General features: G+C 73.3%; 13 protein-coding genes. 7 read left to right on the forward strand and 6 right to left on the reverse strand.

What is annotated here, in order from left to right; genetic code table 11:
• Positions 1–50 precede the first annotated feature (50 nt).
• Both V6U89_RS05850 and V6U89_RS05855 read left to right on the forward strand, forming a co-directional pair.
• Positions 51–572 (forward strand): GNAT family N-acetyltransferase, encoded by a 522-nt coding sequence (locus V6U89_RS05850; RefSeq protein WP_334569597.1) that lies wholly within the window; start codon positions 51–53, stop codon positions 570–572.
• Positions 573–732: 160 nt separating this feature from the next.
• Positions 733–1,644 (forward strand): cyclase family protein, encoded by a 912-nt coding sequence (locus tag V6U89_RS05855; protein ID WP_334569598.1) that lies wholly within the window; start codon positions 733–735, stop codon positions 1,642–1,644.
• Positions 1,645–1,711: 67 nt separating this feature from the next.
• On the opposite strand, the gene V6U89_RS05860 is transcribed toward V6U89_RS05855, so the two are convergent.
• Complete coding sequence (locus V6U89_RS05860; protein WP_334569599.1) at positions 1,712–2,752, reverse strand: S66 family peptidase; 1,041 nt, start codon at positions 2,750–2,752, stop codon at positions 1,712–1,714.
• A gap of 131 nt (positions 2,753–2,883) precedes the next feature.
• Between V6U89_RS05860 and V6U89_RS05865 the strand changes: the two genes are divergently transcribed.
• Both V6U89_RS05865 and ppc read left to right on the forward strand, forming a co-directional pair.
• A complete protein-coding gene (locus V6U89_RS05865; protein ID WP_334569600.1) occupies positions 2,884–3,921 on the forward strand; it encodes a hypothetical protein in 1,038 nt (345 codons plus the stop codon).
• Positions 3,922–4,042: 121 nt separating this feature from the next.
• The gene (ppc, locus tag V6U89_RS05870; protein ID WP_334569601.1) at positions 4,043–6,829 is read left to right on the forward strand and encodes a phosphoenolpyruvate carboxylase; all 2,787 of its coding nucleotides are present in this window, start codon (positions 4,043–4,045) and stop codon (positions 6,827–6,829) included.
• A 65-nt stretch (positions 6,830–6,894) separates the two neighbouring features.
• Here ppc and V6U89_RS05875 read toward each other — a convergent pair whose 3' ends face one another.
• Positions 6,895–7,734 (reverse strand): hypothetical protein, encoded by an 840-nt coding sequence (locus V6U89_RS05875; protein ID WP_334569602.1) that lies wholly within the window; start codon positions 7,732–7,734, stop codon positions 6,895–6,897.
• A 54-nt stretch (positions 7,735–7,788) separates the two neighbouring features.
• Between V6U89_RS05875 and V6U89_RS05880 the strand changes: the two genes are divergently transcribed.
• A complete protein-coding gene (locus tag V6U89_RS05880; RefSeq protein ID WP_334569603.1) occupies positions 7,789–8,952 on the forward strand; it encodes a DNA recombination protein RmuC in 1,164 nt (387 codons plus the stop codon).
• A gap of 148 nt (positions 8,953–9,100) precedes the next feature.
• Positions 9,101–12,418, forward strand: a complete 3,318-nt coding sequence (locus V6U89_RS05885) for a S8 family serine peptidase (RefSeq protein ID WP_334569604.1) — start codon at positions 9,101–9,103, stop codon at positions 12,416–12,418.
• Positions 12,419–12,612: 194 nt separating this feature from the next.
• Here V6U89_RS05885 and V6U89_RS05890 read toward each other — a convergent pair whose 3' ends face one another.
• From V6U89_RS05890 to V6U89_RS05905, 3 genes are all read right to left on the reverse strand, one after another.
• Positions 12,613–13,065, reverse strand: coding sequence for a hypothetical protein (locus tag V6U89_RS05890; RefSeq protein ID WP_334569606.1), 453 nt, complete (start codon positions 13,063–13,065; stop codon positions 12,613–12,615).
• A gap of 38 nt (positions 13,066–13,103) precedes the next feature.
• Positions 13,104–14,090 carry a 4-hydroxy-3-methylbut-2-enyl diphosphate reductase gene (locus V6U89_RS05895; protein ID WP_334569608.1) on the reverse strand — a complete coding sequence of 329 codons (987 nt, stop codon included), beginning with the start codon at positions 14,088–14,090 and terminating at the stop codon, positions 13,104–13,106.
• Between the two features lie 311 nt (positions 14,091–14,401).
• The gene (locus tag V6U89_RS05905; protein ID WP_334569609.1) at positions 14,402–14,743 is read right to left on the reverse strand and encodes a hypothetical protein; all 342 of its coding nucleotides are present in this window, start codon (positions 14,741–14,743) and stop codon (positions 14,402–14,404) included.
• A gap of 98 nt (positions 14,744–14,841) precedes the next feature.
• Here V6U89_RS05905 and xseA point away from each other — a divergent pair, with 98 nt between their 5' ends.
• The gene (gene xseA, locus V6U89_RS05910) at positions 14,842–16,056 is read left to right on the forward strand and encodes an exodeoxyribonuclease VII large subunit (protein WP_334569610.1); all 1,215 of its coding nucleotides are present in this window, start codon (positions 14,842–14,844) and stop codon (positions 16,054–16,056) included.
• 103 nt (positions 16,057–16,159) lie between these two features.
• Here xseA and V6U89_RS05915 read toward each other — a convergent pair whose 3' ends face one another.
• Entirely contained in the window at positions 16,160–16,426 is a 267-nt protein-coding gene (locus tag V6U89_RS05915) for a DUF3349 domain-containing protein (protein ID WP_334569611.1), read from the reverse strand.
• Between the last annotated feature and the right edge of the window lie 19 nt (positions 16,427–16,445).

Genomic DNA, 16,445 nt, shown 5'->3' on the forward strand with positions numbered 1-16,445 from the left:
CGAAGGCAGGCGCCGATCTCGTTCGCGATCTTGGCATTGGCGTCGGCCCCATGCCGGAACTGATCGTGCCCACGGTCCGCTTGCACACCGCCTGGCTGAAGGCGCATACGGAGTGGGGCTCCGGGCAGCACGAGGACGGTTTCGGGCTGGGTCAGTCCGACGAGGTGGAGTCGCCGGTCGGGTTCGCGGCGTGGGTGGCGCGGCTGACCGGCGAGGCGGACCCGGCGAAGGCGGCGGGCACCGGCCAAGCGGGTTGCACGTATCGATGGATCGTCGAGCGTGATCAGGTGCTCGGCGGGATCGCGCTGCGGCACGGGGACAGCGACCACGTGCGGTGGGCCGGCCACCTCGGCTACGGCATCCGGCCCTCGGCCCGCCGGCGCGGGCTGGCCACCTGGGCGGTGGGTCGGATGCTCGACGAGGCCCGGGTGCGTGGCATGGATCGACTGCTGGTCGTCTGCGCGCTCGACAATGCCGCCTCGATGAAGACGATCGAGCGATGCGGGGGCATCTTCGAGGGCACCCGGGACACCCCCTTCGGCCCGGCCCGGCGCTACTGGATCGAGCTCTAGCCATGCCCGACGTACCCGGCTCGGAGCCCGCAAATTCACGGAAAGCGCGCCTAATTCCGCGTCGGAGGCCACGTTTTCTCTGAAAGTGCGCGGATCTGACAAGGGGCGGCCGGGTCGGGTGGATCTTGACTGGGGTGGGTGGGCGTGGTCGGGTGGGTGGATGGGAGAGCAGTATCGGGCGCAGTTCGACGCGGAGGTCACGTTCGCCAACGGGGGCGGGCTGCGGACCGACGGGTTCCGGCTGGACATTCCGGGGCGGGAGATCGACGACGCGGCGCTGGCCGCGCTCTTCGTCCGGCACCTCGGACTGCTGATGGTCGCCGACGTACGGATCACCGGCAGGACGATCATCGAGGAGCCGCACAAGGGCGGCCGGGGCGTCACCGCCGAGCCCGGTGACACGGGCCGACGCCTGGTCGAGTTGAGTCACGTGATCACCGACGGCATGACCACCCTGCCCGGCTGGCCGGGCCCCCGGATCAGCGAGTGGCTGACCCGGGAGGCGTCCCGGGCGAACTACGCCCCGGGCACCGAGTTCCAGGTGGGCCGGATCGACATGATCGCCAACACCGGGACGTACCTGGACACTCCCGCGCACCGCTGGGCCGACGGCGTCGACCTCACCGGCGTCCCGCTGGAGCGGCTCGCCGACCTGCCCGGGCTGGTGGTCCGGGTGCCGGCCGGCACCCGCGCGGTGGACCGGCTGCTGCTGGCGCCGTACGACGTCGCCGGGCGCGCGGTGCTGCTGCACACCGGCTGGTCCGCGCACTTCGGCACCGACCGGTACGGCGCGCCGGACGCCCCGTACCTCACCGGGGACGGGGCCCGCGCCCTGGTCGAGGCGGGCGCCGCACTGGTCGGCGTCGACTCGATCAACATCGACGACATGAGCCCGGCATCCGGGGGCGAGCGTCCGGCGCACAGCGCGCTGCTGGCCGCCGGCATCCCGATCGTGGAGCACCTGACCGGCCTGGACGCCCTGCCCCCGGACGGGTTCCGGTTCACCGCCGCCCCGCCCATGGTGGCCGGCATGGGCACCTTCCCGGTCCGCGCCTTCGCCGTCGTCGGCTGACCCGACTCCCCCCGGCGTCGACGCAGGCACCGACGGAACAAGGTGCGGGGCCAGGAAGGCCCGCTGCTCAGTACCGGACCGAGATCCGGCGCTCGACCGCGTCCACCCGGATCTCCCCGCCGTACGGGAGGATCAGCTGCGGGTCGGTGTGGCCGAGGTCGACGTCGAAGACCACCACCGCGTCCGGGCGGTACGGGGCCAGCGCCCGGCTGACCGCCGCCCGCTGCGCCTCGGCCCACGCCAGCCGATCCGCGACCGACCGCGGGTTGTCGAAGTCCCACGCCTTGGGGCGGCCGACGACGACGGCGGGGAAGGCCGCGAGCAGCCCGCGCTCCCCCATGTTCCGCACGATCCGGAACACCTCCTGGGCGCTCGGCAGCTCCTCCGAGGTTTCGAGCACCAGCACCGAGCCGGTCAGTTCCGCGGCGGCGGGGACCCGGTCGGCGGCCATCAGCCAGTGCAGGATCTCCAGGTTGCCGCCCCAGGTGCGCCCCTGGACCACGGTCGACGGGCCCTGCCAGTGCCAGCCGGTGCCGGGGAACATCACCGGCTCCTGCGCCAGGGTGGCCGGGTCGCGCCAGTCGCGCGGCTCGTCGCCCCACTCCGGCGCGGGCGTCAGGTCGTACCAGCCGGAGGTGAACAGGGCGGCGCGCAGCGAGTCGAGGGTGAGCGGGTGCGGCCGGCCGGACCGGCCGAGGTGCACCAGCACCGACCCGCCGTGGTACGCCACGATGCCCAGGCGGTAGAGGTGGTTGAGGACGTTTGTGTTGTCCGAGTAGCCGAAGTAGGGCTTCGGGTTGGCCCGCAGCACCGCGTCGTCCAGGTGCGGGGTGACCGTGATCAGGTCGTCGCCGCCCACGGTGGCGAGCACGGCGGTGATCGTCGGATCGGCGAAGGCGGCGGTGAGGTCCCGGGCCCGGTCCCTCGGGTCGGCGCCCATCGTCCGGGTGGTCGGATACTCCACCGGCTCCAGGCCGAACTCCTCGCGCAGCCGGCGCAGGCCCAGCTCGTACACGTGGGGGAAGAGACCCGGCAGGCCGGCGGAGGGTGAGACGACCGCGACCCGGTCGCCGGGGCGGGGCTTGCGCGGGTAGCTCGGGAAGGTCATGTCCGGACGCTACCGAGCGCGGCCAACGGGTTTTCGGTCGTCCGCCCGGCCTCGATCGGGTGGCGGGCCCCCGTCGGGCAGGGCGGACGAAACGCCCCGAACACGGGCAAGCGGGGCCCTAGGCTGGCGACGTGGACGAGGAGCCGGAGCTGCGGACCCGCGAGTGGCTGCCCCGCACGGCGGCCCTGCTGGTCGGCACCCTGGCCCTGGCCACGGCGTTCATCGCGGCCTACGTGGGGGCGCTGCACCAGCCGACCCCACGCGACGTCCCGGTCGGCGTGGTCCTCGGCGACCAGCGCGCCCAGGCCGTGCTCGCCGGGGTGCGCGACCGGACCGACACGATCAAACCCATCGAGTACGACGACCCGGCCGCGGCCGACGACGGCCTGCTCGGCCGCGAGGTGTACGCGGTGCTGAGCTCGACTCCTGAGGGAAAGCTCCTGCTGACCACCGCCAGCGCGTCCGCGCCCGCCGCCACGGAACTCGTCACCCAGGTGCTGACCACCGCCGCCGGGCGCGCGCGGACCCCGCTCGAGGTCACCGACGAGGTGCCGGTCTCCGCCGACGACCCGCGCGGCCTGGTGCCGTTCTACCTGGCGGTCGGCCTGGTGCTGGGCGGCTACCTGGCGTCGACCGCGCTGGGGATCTCGCTCGGCACCGCCCCGCGCAGTCTCCGCCGGGCCGGCCTGCGGATCGCCTCGCTGGCGGTGCACGCCGTGCTGCTGGCGGTCATCGCCACGCTGCTGGTCGGGCCGGTGCTCGACGTCTGGGACCACGACCTGCCGACGCTCGCCGCCGTCGGCATGCTCGCCGCCTTCGCCGCCGCGATGGTCGCCGCCGCCGTCCAGGCCTGGCTGGGCCTGCTCGGCACCGGACTGGTGATCCTGTTGCTGGTGGTGCTCGGCAACCCCGGCTCCGGCGGCATCTACGCCCCGGAGTTCCTGCCCGCGTTCCTGCGCGGCATGCACCGCTGGAACGTCCCCGGGCTGGCCACCGACCTGGTCAAGTCGGCGGTCTACTTCGACCTGCGGTCCGCCCGGTGGCCGCTGGCCGGGCTGCTGGTCTGGGTCACGCTCGGCCTGCTCGGCCTGCTCACCGCCACCCTGGTACGCGGCCGCCGGGCCGCCCGACGGCCGGGGCGGCAAGTGGACACCAGGCCGGACGCGTGAGCCCCGGCGGAGATCGTGGGGAAGGTGACACCGCGGGCCCCCTCCTTACCGGCGGGTCCCCACGGATACGATCGACGGAGTCGGACAGCGCTGTCCTTCGTACTCACGTAAGGAGCGCATGGTGACCGACCAGCATGACCACGACGGCCCCGACGCCGCCCTGCGGGCCGACATCCGCCGCCTCGGCACTCTGCTCGGCCAGACCCTGGCCCGCCAGGAGGGCCGCCCCCTGCTCGACCTGGTCGAGGAGATCCGCGCCCAGGTCCGCTCGGACGCCCCCGCCGCCGCGCAGCGGCTCGGCGGGCTGGACGTCACCACCGGCACCAAGCTGGCCCGCGCCTTCTCCACCTACTTCCACCTGGCCAACATCACCGAGCAGGTGCACCGCGCCCGGGACCTGCGCCGACGCCGGGCGGCGCACGGCGGCTGGCTGGACCAGGCGGCCAAGATGATCGCCGAGCGCGGCGTGCCGGCCGAGGAGATCGCCGCGGCGGCCCGCCGGCTCGCGGTACGCCCGGTCTTCACCGCCCACCCCACCGAGGCGGCCCGCCGGTCGATCCTGTCCAAGCTGCGCGCCATCGCCGACGAGCTGGACACCGAGACGGCCAACGCCATCCTCTACGGCGCCAGCGACGAGGGGCCGGCCAACCGGCGCCTGGCCGAGCTGCTGGACCTGATGTGGCAGACCGACGAGCTGCGGCTGGACCGGCCGGACCCGACCGACGAGGCCCGCAACGCCATCTACTACCTGCGCGACCTGCACGCCGAGGCCGCCCCGCAGGTGCTCGACGACCTCGCCGACACCCTGCGCACCCTCGGCGTGGAGACCTCGCCGACGGCCCGCCCGCTGACCTTCGGCACCTGGATCGGCGGCGACCGGGACGGCAACCCGTTCGTCACCCCGACGGTCACCCGCGAGGTGCTCCAGATCCAGCACGAGCACGGCATCACCGCCACCGAGGCGGCGATGGAGCACCTGATCAACGAGGTTTCCGTCTCCCGCCGGCTGCGGGCGGTGTCGCTGGACCTCTCCGCCAGCCTCGCCGCCGACCTGGACGCGCTGCCCGAGGTGGCGCCCCGGTTCCGCCGGGTCAACGCCGAGGAGCCGTACCGGCTCAAGGCGCGGTGCGTGCGGGCGAAGCTGGCCAACACCCGGGAGCGGCTGCGCCGGGGCACCCCGCACGTGCCGGGGCGGGACTACCGCGGCTCGGCCGAGCTGATCGCCGACCTGGAGCTGCTGCGCGCCTCGCTGGCCCGCAACTCCGGGCAGCTCACCGCCGTCGGCCGGCTCGCCTCCACCATCCGTACGGTCTCCGCGTTCGGCCTGCACCTGGCCACCATGGACGTCCGCGAGCACGCCGAGGCGCACCACGCGGTGCTGGCCCAGCTCTACGCGGCGGTCGGCGAGGTGTCGGACTACCCGTCGCTGACCCGGCTGGAGCGGACCAAGCTCCTCGCCGACGAGCTGGCCGGCCGCCGGCCGCTGTCGACGCTGGACACCCCGCTGACCGAGAACGCGCAGAAGACGTTCGACGTGTTCGGCGCGATCCGCGAGGCGCAGGACCGGTTCGGCGCCGAGGTGATCGAGTCGTACATCATCTCGATGACCCTCGGCGTGGACGACGTGCTCGCCGCCGTGGTGCTGGCCCGCGAGGCCGGCCTGATCGACGTGCACAGCGGCCGGGCCCGGATCGGCATCGTGCCGCTGCTGGAGACCCCGGCCGAGCTGAACGCCGGCGGTGAGCTGCTGGACGAGCTGCTGTCGCTGCCCGCGTACCGGGCGCTGGTCGCGGCCCGCGGCGACGTGCAGGAGGTGATGCTGGGCTACTCCGACTCCAACAAGGAGGCGGGCATCACCACCAGCCAGTGGTCGATCCACCGGGCGCAGCGGGCGCTGCGGGACGTGGCCGCCCGGCACGGCGTGCACCTGCGGCTCTTCCACGGCCGGGGCGGCACGGTCGGGCGCGGCGGCGGGCCGACGCACGACGCGATCCTGGCCCAGCCGTACGGCACCCTGGACGGCGCGATCAAGGTGACCGAGCAGGGCGAGGTCATCTCCGACAAGTACACGCTGCCCGCGCTGGCCCGGGAGAACCTGGAACTGACCGTGGCGGCGGTGCTCCAGGCGACGCTGCTGCACACCGCGCCCCGCCAGCCGGCCGAGATGCTGGAGCGCTGGGACGCGGCGATGGACGTGGTCTCCGAGGCGGCGTTCCGCTCCTACCGGGGGCTGGTCGAGGACCCGGATCTGCCTGCGTACTTCTGGGCCTCCACCCCCACCGAGCTGCTCGGCGCGCTCAACATCGGCTCCCGGCCGGCGAAGCGGCCGAACACCGGGGCCGGGCTGAGCGGGCTGCGGGCCATCCCGTGGGTGTTCGGCTGGACGCAGACCCGGCAGATCGTGCCGGGCTGGTTCGGGGTCGGCTCCGGGCTGGCGGCGGCGCGGGCGGCCGGCTTGGAGGACGTGCTCGCCGAGATGAACCGCAACTGGCACTTCTTCCGCACGTTCCTGTCGAACGTCGAGATGATGCTCACCAAGACCGACCTGAACATCGCCCGCCGCTACGTGGAGACCCTGGTCCCGAAGAAGCTGCACCCGATCTTCGACAAGATCGAGCAGGAGTACGAGCTGACCAAGCAGGAGGTGCTGGCGGTGACCGCCGCACCGGCCCTGCTGGAGAACTCCCCGGTGCTCCAGCGCACCCTCGCGGTCCGGGACACCTACCTGGAGCCGCTGCACCACCTCCAGGTGGCGCTGCTGCAGCAGTACCGGGACTCCGGGGCCGCCGGGCGCGCGATGGCGACCGCGCCGGGTGGCCGCCGCGCACCGAGCGACGGTACGGCGCTGGAGCGGGCCCTGCTCACCACGGTCAACGGCATCGCCGCCGGGATGCGCAACACCGGCTGACGGACGCGACGAACAGGCCCCGGTCACGCCGACCGGGGCCTTTTCGCGTGCCGTTCAGCCGGCGGTCACCAGTCGCCGCCGCCGAAGTCCCCGCCGCCGAAGTCCCCGCCGCCGAAGTCCCCGCCGCCGAAGTCGCCGCCGCCGAAGTCGGCCGCCTGGTCGGCGCCGCCGACGTCGCCCTGGTCGCCGTAGTCCGCGCCCTGGTCCCCGGCGCCCTGGTCCCCGGCGGCGCCCTGGTCGCCGTAGTCGGCGCCGTCGCCGAAGCCCTCCTGGTAGCCGGCCTCGTAGCCGTAGCCCGGGTCGGCGAAGGCCGGCGAGAAGAGCGCGTCGGCGATCAGCAGCCCGCCGAGCACACCGGCGCCCGCGCCGAGCGCGGTCTTCCACCAGGGGGTGGAGTACCAGCCGGCCGGCACCGGCCGCCCCTGGAAACGCCCACCGGGGTAGTAGTAGGGCGTGTCCCCGCCCGGCTGCGGGCCGGCCTTGAACGTCTGCCCCTGCACCTGCACCTGGCGTTCCTTGGTCAACTCGCCGGCGCCCTGCGCGGCGGCCAGCGGGGGCAGCTCCGGCCCCGGGTCCAGGCCGAGCGCCACCCGCGCCGCGCGGGCGTACGCCAGCCCCTCCAGCGCGGTCTCCCGGGCCAGCCGGTACTGCTGAACCGTTGCGGCCTGCTCCAACTGGCTCCCGGCGGCGTTGTAGCGCTCCCCCGCGTCGACCAGCGCCTGGCGGACGGCCGGGGCGTCGCCGTGCAGGTTCATCACCTGGCCGCCGAGGCGTTCGTACCAGCGCTGGGCGTCGGCGCGCACGTCGGCGAGACTGCGCGCCTCGCGGGCGGCCTGTTCCCGCCGCCACCAGACGAACCCGCCGACCAGGAGGGCCACGAGAATCGCCACGAGCAGAAGTTCCATGCCGCTGAACGTACCCGCAGGCGTGGGGTCGTACCCGTTTGGCAAGCTCTGGGGATGGACTTCTCGACGCTGGCCGTGGTGGTCGTCTGCCTGGCCGGGGGCGGCGCGGCGGGCTGGTACGCCGCCCGGGCCCGGTCGGCCGCCGAGATCGCCCGCCTGGAGGCGACCCTGGCGGCCACCCGCGAGGGCGAGGGGCGGCTGGAGCAGTCGATGCGGGCGCTGAGCTACGAGGCCACCGCCCAGTCGCAGGAGGCGGTGGCCCGGGCGGTCGCCCCGCTGCACGACACCCTGCGCCGCTACGAGCAGCGGGTGGGCGAGCTGGAGCGCGACCGGGTCGACGCGTACGCCGAGCTGCGCGAGCAGGTCCGCGCCATGAGCACGGTCTCCGGCGAGCTGCGCACCGAGACCAAGCAGCTGGTGGCGGCGCTGCGGGCGCCGCAGGTGCGAGGTCGCTGGGGCGAGCACCAGCTGCGCCGGATCGTCGAGGCCGCCGGCATGCTGGAGCACTGCGACTTCAACGAGCAGGTCACCGCCGCCACCGACCACCAGGGGGTCCGCCCCGACCTGGTGGTCCGGCTGCACGGCGGCCGGACGGTGGTGGTGGACGCCAAGGCGCCCTTCGACGCCTACCTGACGGCGATGGAGGCGCGCGACGAGCGGGGGCGGGACACCCACCTCGACGCGCACGCGCGGCACCTGCGGGCGCACGTCGACGCGCTGGCCGCGAAGTCGTACTGGGCGGCGTTCGACTCGACACCGGAGTTCGTGGTGCTCTTCGTGCCGGCCGACCCCTTCCTGGACGTGGCGTTGCAGCGCGACCCGACGCTGCTGGAGCACGCCTTCGCCCGGGACGTGGTGCTGGCGACCCCGGCCACCCTGGTGGCCCTGCTGCGTACGGTGGCCTACTCCTGGCGGCAGGAGGCGCTGGCCCGCAACGCGGTCGCCGTCCACTCGCTGGCCCGCGAGCTCTACGGGCGACTGTCCACCCTGGGCGACCACGTCGGCAAGCTCGGCACCTCCCTCGCGGGGGCGGTCACCGCGTACAACCGCGCGGTGGGCTCGCTGGAGGCGCGGGTGCTGGTCAGCGCCCGCAAGCTGGCCGAGCTGGGCGTCTCCGACCAGGAGCTGGCAGCCCCGGCCCAGGTGGAGGTGGCGCCCCGGCAGCCGCAGGCTCCGGAGCTGGTGGACGGCACGTCCACCCTGGACCGGTCCAGCTAGCGTCCCGGATGTGACAGTACGCACCTGCGCATGTCACGAAGTGGTCACAAGGCAGCGGTCGGTAGTGACACCGCCACAACGCAGCACAAAGGATTCGCTCACGCGTGCCCTGTCATCTCAGGGCCCTGTTCTCTGGAGGAAAGAGAACGTGAGCAAACCCCGCAACCTGAGCCGGCGTACTTCCGCCGGGCTCTTCGCCTCGGTCGTGGCCGCCGGTGCCATGGCCGGCGCGGGCGGCGCCGCCACCGCGAGCGCCGCGCCCGCCTCCACCCCGGACGCGCCGGCCAACGCCGTCGAGGCGCTGGGCGCGCACGACGCCAAGCTGCTCGCCGAGGCCGAGGCGAAGCACGCACCGACCGTCACGCTGATCGTCGCCACCGACAAGGGTGAGGCGAAGGACGTCGCCGACGCGGTGCAGGACCTCGGCGGCACGGTCAGCCAGCGCTTCGACTCCATCGGGTACGTGCTGGCGAAGGTCCCCACCACGAAGGTGCTCAAGACCGCCACGCTGCCGGGCGTCGCCGCGGTCGACCTCGACGAGACCATCCAGCTCCCCGACCCGACGCCGGAGGCCGCGCCGAACGGCGCGACCGCCGCCGAGCAGGGCGAGACCCTGGCCGGGCCGGGCGCCGGCACCGGCGGGGTCAACCCGTACATGCCGACCAACGAGACCGGCGCCGAAGCCTTCAAGGCCGCCCACCCCGAGTGGGACGGGCGCGGGGTCACCATCGGCATCATGGACTCCGGCGTGGACCTGGACCAGCCGGCGCTGCAGAAGACCACCACCGGCGAGCGCAAGATCGTCGACTGGGTCACCTCGACCGACCCGCTCGAGGACGCCACCTGGCGCGCGATGATCACCGAGGTCACCGGCCCGACCTTCACCATCGGCACCACCGCCTGGACGGCCCCGGCCGGCAGCTACCGGTTCGCCACCTTCCGCGAGTCGATCACCGCCCCGGCCGGCGCGACCAGCGAGGTCGGCGGTGACGTCAACCGCGACGGTGACACCACCGACTCGTGGGGGATCCTCTACGCCACCGACACCCACGACATCCGGGTGGACGTCAACGGCAACCGCGACTTCACCGACGACGAGCTGATGCGCCCGTACAAGGAGAAGTTCCAGGTCGGCCACTTCGGCACGGACAACCCGGCCACCGCCGTCCGCGAGCAGATCCCGTTCGTCGTCGAGTACCGCGAGGACGTCGACACCAACCCGGGCGACGGGCAGCCCGGCCCGTACGCCGACTTCGTCAACATCGGCATCGTCCAGGCCACCCACGGCACGCACGTCGCCGGCATCACCGCCGCCAACGACATGCTCGGCAACAGCGCCTTCGACGGCGCGGCCCCCGGCGCCAAGCTGGTCTCCTCCCGCGCCTGCACCTGGACGGGCGGCTGCACCGCCGCGGCCCTCACCACCGGCATGGCCGACCTGGTGATCAACCGCAAGGTCGACGTGGTCAACATGTCGATCGGCGGCCTGCCGGCGCTGAACGACGGCTCGAACGCCCGCGCCCAGCTCTACAACAGCCTGATCACCACCTACGGGGTGCAGCTGTTCCTCTCGGCCGGCAACTCCGGCCCGGGCCTGAACACCATCGGCGACCCGTCGGTGGCGTCCAACGCGGTCAGCGTCGCGGCAAACATCAGCAAGCAGACCTGGCTGGCCAACTACGGCTCGGTGGTCCGCAAGGACAACGCGCTGTTCAACTTCTCCTCGCGCGGTCCGCGCGAGGACGGCGGCTTCAAGCCCAACATCGCGGCCCCCGGCTCGGCGATCTCCACCGCGCCGACCTGGCTACCGGGCAACCCGGTTCCCGAGGCCGGCTACCCGCTGCCGCCGGGCTACCAGATGCTCAACGGCACCTCGATGGCCTCGCCGCAGGCCACCGGCGCCGCCGCGCTGCTGCTCTCCGCCGCCAGGGCGAACGACCAGGGGGTCACCCCGGCCGCGCTGCGCCGGGCCATCTACAGCTCGGCGAAGCCGATCGAGGGCGTCGCCACCTACGCCCAGGGCTACGGCATGTTCAACGTGCCGGGCGCCTGGGAGCTGCTGGACCAGGGCGTCGAGGCCCGCTCGTACACCTCGGACGCGCCGGTCTGCACCGAACTGTCGGCGAACCTGACCCGCTACGACGCCGGCACCGGCACGTTCGTGCCGAACCCCGACCGCGGCGCGGGCGTCTACAACCGGTGCGCCGCCGGGCAGGGCGGCCAGAAGGTCAACCAGACGAAGACCTACAAGGTCAAGGTCACCCGTACCAGCGGACCGGCCGGCAACATCCGGCACGACGTCGACCTGCGCGGCGACGACGGCACGTTCACCGCGCCGAAGTCGGTGGTGCTGCCGCTGAACAAGGCGGTCACCGTCACCGTGGTCGCCAAGCCGCGTACCGACGGGGCGCACGGCGCGCTGATGACCATCGACGACCCGGCCACCAACGTGGTCGACTTCGAGGTCTCCACCGTGGTGGTCGTCTCGAACGACGTGAAGAAGCCCGACTACTCGTGGTCCACCGAGGGTTCGGTCGACCGCAACAGCTTCACCTCGTACTTCCTGACCGTCCCGGCCGGCGCGGGCGCGCTCCAGGTCAACCTCTCCGGCATCGCCACCGGCTCGCAGACCCGGTTCATCGCCATCAACCCGTACGGCATCCCGGTGGAGAGCACCGCCAGCACCGCCTGCTACACCAACTTCTCCAACCCGGCGGGCTGCAAGCCACAGGAGCGGGACTACCAGAACCCGATCCCGGGTGTCTGGGAGATCGAGGTGGAGGCCCGGCGCACCTCGCCGGCGCTGAACAACCCGTACCAACTCCAGGCCCGGGTGCAGGGCGTGCAGGTCGAGCCGGCCACCGTGGCACTGCCGTCGGTGACCGCCGGCACCCCCACCGAGGTCACCTGGGGTCTGACCAACACCTTCGGTCCGGTGTCGGTGACCGGCCAGGGCGGCGCGCTGTCCAGCGTGCACGCCGAGCGGCCGACCATCGCCCAGGGCGCGCAGCAGGAGTACACCGTGACGGTGCCGGCCGGGGCGACCAGCTTCACGGCCCGGATCGGCAACACCGCCGACCTCGGCGCCGACCTGGACCTGTCGGTCTTCCTGGGCGCCACCCGGGTGGGCCGGTCGGCCGACGGTGACTCGGAGGAGGCGGTGACCCTGACCGACCCGACCGCCGGCACCTACCGGGTCGTGGTGGACGGGTACGCCGTCGACGGTCCGGGCACCAGCACCGCCTACGACTACCGGGACTCGTTCTCGGCGCCGTCGCTGGGCACGCTGACCGCCCCGACCACTCCGCTGCCGCTGGACAACGGCGACACCGCCACCCTGACCGGTACGGTGACCGCCCTGTCGGCCCCGGCCGCCGGCCGGGAGCTCTACGGCGACCTGGCCGTCACCACCACCGAGGGCGCGGTCGTCGGCCGCGGCTCGGTCGCGATCGGCGCGGTGAACTGAGCACCGCCTGACGGCGGTCCCCGGACCGCCCAGCACCACAGGAGCCCGTCCCCGGTCCCCGGGGGCGGGCTCCCCCTTCGCCCCTTTGCTCTGCTGCGGCGGGGGCGACACTGGGAGCGCTTCGCCGTCGCCGGGAGGGCAGCAGAGCAAAGCGAGCGGGAAAGGCCCCCGCCCCCGGACGGTCGGCGCTTGTCTCAGGAGCGGCGGGCGGACTCGACGACGAAGGGGGTGCCCTGCTGGCAGGTGGTCATCATGTCGGGCTTGGGCTGGCCGGTGACGGTGACCCGGGCGCCGACGGTGAGCACGTCCCGGGGGCCGCCGATGAGCTGGTAGCCCTCGACCAGCAGGCAGTTCGGCTCCACCCCGGCCTGGACGGTGCCGGTGATCGTGGTGGCGCCGGGGCCGGGCGGCACGCTGGCGCCGGCCGGCGGCCGCTTCGTCGGGGGCAGGGCAGTCGGGGGCGCGGCGGTCGGCGGGACCCCGGTCGGGTCGCCCGGCTTCGCCGGGCCGCTGCTGGGCGCACTGGTCACCGGCGATCCTTCCGAGGGGCTGGGGGTGCCCGTCCGGTCGTCGCCGGCCGGACCGCCGCAGGCGCTCAGCGCCGCGCAGGCGACCAGGGCGGCGAGGACCATCCGAGGAGTCTTCATGCCCAGTGGGACGTGGCCGATCGACGATCCGTTCCCGGTCAGGCCCGGGCGGCGGCGGCCTTCATGTCGCGCTTGAGCTCCTGCGGCAGCGAGAAGGTCAGCCGCTCGTTGGCGGTGGTGATCTCCTTGACGTCGGTGAAGCCGCGCGCGGCGAGGTGGGTCAGCACGTCCTGCACCAGCTCGTCCGGCACGCTCGCGCCGGAGGTGACGCCGACCGTGCCGGCACCGGTCAGCCAGGCGTCGTCGATCTCGTGCGCGAAGTCGACCAGGTGCCCGGCGCGGGCGCCGGCGTCCAGGGCGACCTCGACCAGGCGCACCGAGTTGGAGGAGTTGCGCGAGCCGACGACGATCACCACGTCGCACTCGGGGGCGATCTCCTTGACCACGTGCTGGCGGTTGGAGGTGGCGTAGCAGATGTCGTCGCTGGGCGGCGACTGGAGCAGCGGCAGCCGGGACTTGAGCCGGGCGACCGTCTCCAGCGTCTCGTCCACCGACAGGGTGGTCTGGGAGAGCCAGACGACCTTGTTCGGGTCCCGCACGGTGACCTTGTCGACGCCCTCGGGGCCGTCCACCAGCTGGATGTGCGCGGGAGCCTCGCCGGCGGTGCCGATGACCTCCTCGTGCCCCTCGTGGCCGATCAGCAGGATGTCGTAGTCCTCGGCGGCGAACCGCTTCGCCTCCTGGTGCACCTTGGTCACCAGTGGGCAGGTCGCGTCGATCGCCTTCAGCGAGCGCGCCTTCGCCTGCTCGTAGACCTCCGGGGCGACGCCGTGCGCGGAGAAGATGACGGTGGCGCCCTCCGGCACCTCCTCGTTCTCCTCGACGAAGATCGCGCCCTGGGCCTCCAACGTCCGCACCACGTGCTTGTTGTGCACGATCTGCTTGCGCACGTAGATCGGGGCGCCGTAGAGCTTGAGCGCCTCCTCCACGGTCTGCACCGCCCGGTCGACGCCCGCGCAGTAGCCGCGGGGCTTGGCCAGGAGCACGCGCTTGCCGGTCCGGGGGGTCGTCTCAGCCTGGGTCACCCGACCATCGTACGTGCCCGGTTTTCCGCCGGCAGCGGCTGCGACCCGCACCACAGCCGGGGTCGGGGACTGGCGCAAATGGCGGACCGGCAGCGCGCACGGCCACCGGCGCCATCCGAAACCGCATTTCGAGTACGAAAGGACGCGCGTCATGGGCTCCACGGTCGCCGACGGCTGGACGATCAGCACGTTCGGCGCCGCCGCCGCGCACTGGGAACACACCATCGCGATCACCGAGCGAGGGCCGTGGGTGCTCACCGCTCGCCCCTGCGAGCGCCGGACCGGCGCTCGCCACGCTCGGTTGAACGGCGTCACCGGCCCAGGCGGTCGCCCCCGGGCGCCCCTTCGCCGCCGGCGACGATGCGCATCATGAGATCCAGTGCCTGGTGTAGCACGGCCCGGCTGCCCCGGGTGTCCACACCGAGGCTCTCGGAGTTCTGGATGTGCGACAGCATGTAGTAGGGCATCAGGAACATCGGCGCGATGATCCGCCGGTCGAACGTCGCCGGGTCGGTCGGGTCGATCTCACGCAGCAGCGACAGGAACCGTTTCGCCCGCACGGGGTCGAACTCGCCCCACCGCAGTGGTGTCAGGAAGCCGTCGTCGTAGTCCCACTCGTGGCGCAACCGGCGGCTGATCTCGTCGACGTCCATCCGGCCTCCCGTCCCTCCACCGCAGGACACCACAGTCGGCGCGGTGCCGCCGGCCCGCCGATCCGGGCCGGCGGCAGGGCGGTGCGTAGGGTGGGCGGGTGACCGACGCCCCGCGCAGCACCCCCGAGGAGCCCTGGCCGGTCCGGGTGGTCAGCCAGAAGGTCGGCGCCTGGATCGCCAAGCTCGGCTGGGTCTGGGTGGACGGCCAGGTGGCCCAGATCAGCCGGCGACCCGGCGCCAGCACCGTCTTCCTCACCCTGCGCGACCCGTCCGCCGACCTCAGCCTGACCGTCACCACCAACCGGGACGTCCTCGACTCCGGTGCGCCGGAGCTGCGCGAGGGCGCCCGGGTGGTGCTGCACGCCAAGCCGGAGTTCTACGCGGCCCGGGGCACGCTGAGCCTGCGCGCCGACGAGATCCGCCAGGTGGGGCTCGGCGAGCTGCTGGCCCGGCTGGAGAAGCTCAAGAAGCTGCTGGCGGCGGAGGGGCTCTTCGACCGGTCCCGCAAGCGCCGCCCGCCGTTCCTGCCGCAGCGGATCGGGCTGATCACTGGCCGCGCCTCGGCCGCCGAGCGGGACGTGCTGACCAACGCCCGGCGGCGCTGGCCGGCGGTGGAGTTCCGCACGGTCAACGTGGCGGTGCAGGGGCCGAGCGCGGTGCCGCAGATCGTCGACGCGTTGAAGGTGCTCGACGCCGACCCGAGCATCGACGTGATCATCCTGGCCCGGGGCGGCGGCGGCATCGAGGATCTGCTGCCCTTCTCCGACGAGGCGCTGTGCCGGGCGGTCTTCGCCTGCCGCACCCCGGTGGTCAGCGCGATCGGCCACGAGACGGACGCACCGCTGGTCGACTACGTCGCCGACGTCCGCGCGTCCACGCCGACCGACGCGGCCAAGCGGGTCGTGCCCGACCTCACCGAGGAGGTCCGCCTCATCGGTCAGGCCCGGTCTCGGCTGGAACGCGCGGTGCGCAACCTGGTCGACCGGGAGTCGCACCGGCTGGACCTGCTCCGGTCCCGACCGGTGCTGGCCCGCCCGCAGGTGATGGTCGACCAGCGGGCCGCCGAGGTGAGTGCGCTGCGGGACCGGACCCGCCGCTGCCTGGCCCACCGGCTCGGCGCTGCGGACGACGACCTGCGGCACACCCTGGCCCGGTTGCGCGCGCTCTCCCCCGCGGCCACCCTCGACCGCGGGTACGCGATCGTGCAGCGCGCCGACGGCCACGTCGTCCGCGCCGCCGCCGAGGTGGCCAAGGGCGACCCCCTGCGGGTACGCCTCGCCGACGGCGAGCTGACCGCAACCGTCGACAGCTGAGATGCGCACCGAGGAGGCTCGGTGTCAGGCTACGAGCTTTCGCAGCCTGACACCGAGCCTCACCTTCGCTACGGCTGACCATTGAGGCCGGCCGGTCAAGGCGTCAGACGTCCTCCTCGTCCGGCTCATAGCCTGATGCAATCAGGTGAGCCCGAACCCGCTCGACGTCCGCCGGCAACGGTCGCCGGGTACTCATGGCGGCGGCGGCGTCGTTCTCCACGACCACGACTTCTCCATCGATGAACTCCGCGACCAGGCGGGCGAGACCGCGTTCTGAGAAGTCCTCGGACATCACGACGAGAAGCGGAAGATAGTCCTCCTCCGGCAGACCGTCCGGGTAGGCCCGGCGAAGGACCTGCAGCGACGGCATCAGCCATTCAGGTAGCACG

Origin of the sequence: Micromonospora sp. CPCC 206171, from assembly GCF_036906755.1 — a bacterium.
Taxonomy (GTDB): Bacteria; Actinomycetota; Actinomycetes; order Mycobacteriales; family Micromonosporaceae; genus Micromonospora; species Micromonospora purpureochromogenes.

Excerpts from the sequence above, each read along its gene's own strand:
- V6U89_RS05860 (WP_334569599.1), bottom strand. The coding sequence starts at position 2,752 with ATGACCTTCCCGAGCTACCCGCGCAAGCCCCGCCCCGGCGACCGGGTC.
- V6U89_RS05915 (WP_334569611.1), bottom strand. The coding sequence starts at position 16,426 with ATGCCGTCGCTGCAGGTCCTTCGCCGGGCCTACCCGGACGGTCTGCCG.
- V6U89_RS05850 (WP_334569597.1), top strand. The coding sequence starts at position 51 with ATGCCGGAACTGATCGTGCCCACGGTCCGCTTGCACACCGCCTGGCTG.
- V6U89_RS05880 (WP_334569603.1), top strand. The coding sequence starts at position 7,789 with ATGGACTTCTCGACGCTGGCCGTGGTGGTCGTCTGCCTGGCCGGGGGC.
- V6U89_RS05875 (WP_334569602.1), bottom strand. The coding sequence starts at position 7,734 with ATGGAACTTCTGCTCGTGGCGATTCTCGTGGCCCTCCTGGTCGGCGGG.
- V6U89_RS05890 (WP_334569606.1), bottom strand. The coding sequence starts at position 13,065 with ATGAAGACTCCTCGGATGGTCCTCGCCGCCCTGGTCGCCTGCGCGGCG.
- V6U89_RS05855 (WP_334569598.1), top strand. The coding sequence starts at position 733 with ATGGGAGAGCAGTATCGGGCGCAGTTCGACGCGGAGGTCACGTTCGCC.
- V6U89_RS05905 (WP_334569609.1), bottom strand. The coding sequence starts at position 14,743 with ATGGACGTCGACGAGATCAGCCGCCGGTTGCGCCACGAGTGGGACTAC.